The organism is Sphingomonas sp. (genome assembly GCF_025362505.1).
Taxonomy (GTDB): Bacteria; Pseudomonadota; Alphaproteobacteria; order Sphingomonadales; family Sphingomonadaceae; genus Sphingomicrobium.
Genome location: NZ_JANYGG010000004.1, coordinates 1 through 2,529, shown reverse-complemented (window position 1 = coordinate 2,529; position 2,529 = coordinate 1). Strand labels below are relative to the sequence as shown.

4 protein-coding genes are annotated in these 2,529 nt (G+C 62.1%); all 4 read right to left on the bottom strand.

What is annotated here, in order from left to right:
* Positions 1-178: 178 nt before the first annotated feature.
* Positions 179-1,048, bottom strand: a complete 870-nt coding sequence (virB9, locus tag Q0R27_RS00145) for a P-type conjugative transfer protein VirB9 (protein WP_293939974.1) — start codon at positions 1,046-1,048, stop codon at positions 179-181.
* Positions 1,045-1,731: a VirB8/TrbF family protein gene (locus Q0R27_RS00140; protein ID WP_293939973.1), complete on the bottom strand. Its 687-nt coding sequence runs from the start codon at positions 1,729-1,731 to the stop codon at positions 1,045-1,047. The genes virB9 and Q0R27_RS00140 overlap by 4 nt, the downstream gene beginning before the upstream one ends.
* Before the next feature lie 3 nt (positions 1,732-1,734).
* Positions 1,735-2,073 (bottom strand): hypothetical protein, encoded by a 339-nt coding sequence (locus Q0R27_RS00135; RefSeq protein WP_293939971.1) that lies wholly within the window; start codon positions 2,071-2,073, stop codon positions 1,735-1,737.
* 12 nt (positions 2,074-2,085) lie between these two features.
* On the bottom strand, positions 2,086-2,529 hold a 444-nt coding region (locus Q0R27_RS00130), incomplete at its 5' end, for a type IV secretion system protein (RefSeq protein ID WP_293939970.1).

Genomic DNA, 2,529 nt, shown 5'->3' with positions numbered 1-2,529 from the left:
ACTGCGCCCGCGGCAGCAGCAAAGCCGATCATCTTTTTCGGGTCCATCGTGGTGCCGGGCATGGACGGCATCTTGCTGCCGCGTTCGGCGGCGGGGATGCGGTCAATCTCGTCGGGATCGGGCGTTTGATCGACGGTTGGGCGGTTTGGGGTGCGGTCCGAGTTGGCAGTGTCGGCCATCACTTTGTCTCCCCATTAGCTTGCCCCGTCGTGCGCTCGACGATGCTTGACGCCGTGCCGGTCTTGGGGTCGCGACCGTAGAAATCCGGTGCCTCGTTGAAGACGCACAGCACCTCTTTGCCGCGCCGCAAGCGGAGCTGGCCGAACACGCCGTGGATCACGACGAATTCGTCGCGGACATCGAAGGGGACGATGCTCTCGCTGCCGTCTGGATTGACGGCAAAGAAGGCGGGAAGCTCTTGTCTGTTCGGGAAACGCAGCGCTGTGAACTGGCCGTTGTCGGTTATTTCTGAGGGCTGGATCGCCGATGATCCTTGCACGGTATATTTGAGATTCCGCCTGCCTTCGAGAACACCCAGATCGAGCGCCGAGCGGATCGCACCCGACTGGAGTGCGACGGCTCGCGCATAGGCTGCTTGGGTCGCGGCGGCCTGTGCGGCGGCGGCCTCTTCGCGCGGATAGCGGAAGGCGACCTTGAAAAAGGTATCGGTGGTCCGCGCACCAATCCCGCCGCGCCGTGCGGTCAGCTCGAACGTATAGTTGCGAACGCCCGCACTCGAACGGGTCATCACGATCAGGTTGGTCGCACCCGCCAGTTCGCGCGGTTTGATGAACAGCGAATTTTCGGCCGGGGCGACTTCCCATGACACTGTATCGCCAAGCGCCACATGCTCGACGCGCTCGCCCGCTGAAAAGACAATCTGCGTTGCCGACCGGAACACGCCGACGATACGGAACACCTGGCCTTCGCTATAGATGACTTCGCGGATGCGGTTGTCTTGTGACGTCGGGTGCGGGGTCTCGTTTGCGAACGTCGGGCTGGCCGCGAACATCATGGCGATCGCCGCAATGCAGTGCGCAGTTTTCATTGCGTCACCTCCAGATCGGCGCGGTAGGTCTGCACCTCCAGTCCCAAGGGATTTTTGAACCGCTGCTGTTCGGTCGTCGGTGTATCGGTGGTGTCATAGGTCACGGTGGCGATGGCCGGGGTGTCGGTCACAACCGAGCCGTGCTGAAGCGATTTGGTGAAGCGGACTTGCGCCACGTTCTTGGAAACCAGCGTCACGGATTTGATCGCGATGAACACCGTGTCGAGATCGGTGAAAATACTCTGCGGCGACTTGGGATTGTCATGTGCGTAGAAAGCCGTCCAGCGCGCCTGCTCGTCGCGCGATGACATCGCCAGCACGCCCTCAAAAAACTCCTTGCGCGCTTGCGGAATCCAGCCTTCGCGGTTGCGGACATAATCGGCGAGAAAATATTTGGCGACCGCCTCGTTATAGGTGATCGGCTTATTGCCAGTCATGGACGCGGTGATCTCGCTTGCGCCGGTCGCCTTATCCACCGTGATGACATAGGGCGCGACGGTCTTGAGCGGGGTCAGCATCGCAACCGCTGCCACGCCGGTTATGGCAAGCCCGCTCGCTACACCAGCAACGATCCATGCCAACCGCTTCGAGCGGTTGGCGCTGAGCAAACGGTCGCGATCCCAGCTTGCGGCTTCGGCAAAATAAGCTTTGAGATCTTGCTCGTCAGTGACGCCGCCAGCCATCGCTCAGCAACTCCGATAGAGGCGCTGTGGCTGCGCGGAGCTGATCGGTGGCACTTGCGGGTAGGCCTTATCTCCCGCCGAGGCCGGTTTTGACGGCTTCGGCGGTGTCGGCGCTTTTCCGGGGAACAGCTCTACACCGGGGTTGCCCGGCGTCTGGCCTGCTGGCGTTGACGTGCCGGTTTGCGGATCGACCGTCGGCAATATCGAGCCGTAAGGATTGGCCGGGCGGCGATGGTGTCCATCGCACCGTGCCAGCTTGGACGACTTTGCTGCTGCGATGGTCGTGCTGGCGGGCATGGCGATCGCCAACACCATCAACAGACCCATGACTTGCTTGACCATACGCTACCCCCCTCACACCGCCCCACGACTGACTGAACCCGATGTCCGCATCCGCGCGATGCCGCGCGCGAAACCGCGTTCGATGGCCCGGCTGGTCGCCTGCGCACCACTTGCGCCGCGCCCGACGACGAAACCGCCTGCCGCTGCAATTGCCGACGCAAACTGGTTGGCAAGGGCAGGGCCGCCGCCGCCAAGCGAGGCGGCGAGCATTGGGATTTGCAGGAAAAAGAAGAAGCCGAGGGCGTAAAAGGCCAGTGCCTTGATCGCGGCCATGCCTATCTCGTCATTCTCCGAGATGGTGGCGATGATCGCTTCGCCGGTCTGGGTAAGAAACAGCGTCAGCACGAGCGCGAAGACGATCAGCATCAGATAGTTGATGCACGCCCCGAGCCAGGCGAAGAAATAGCCGCGCGTGGACTCGAACAGCAAGGCGGCAACAAACAGCGGCCCGACCAC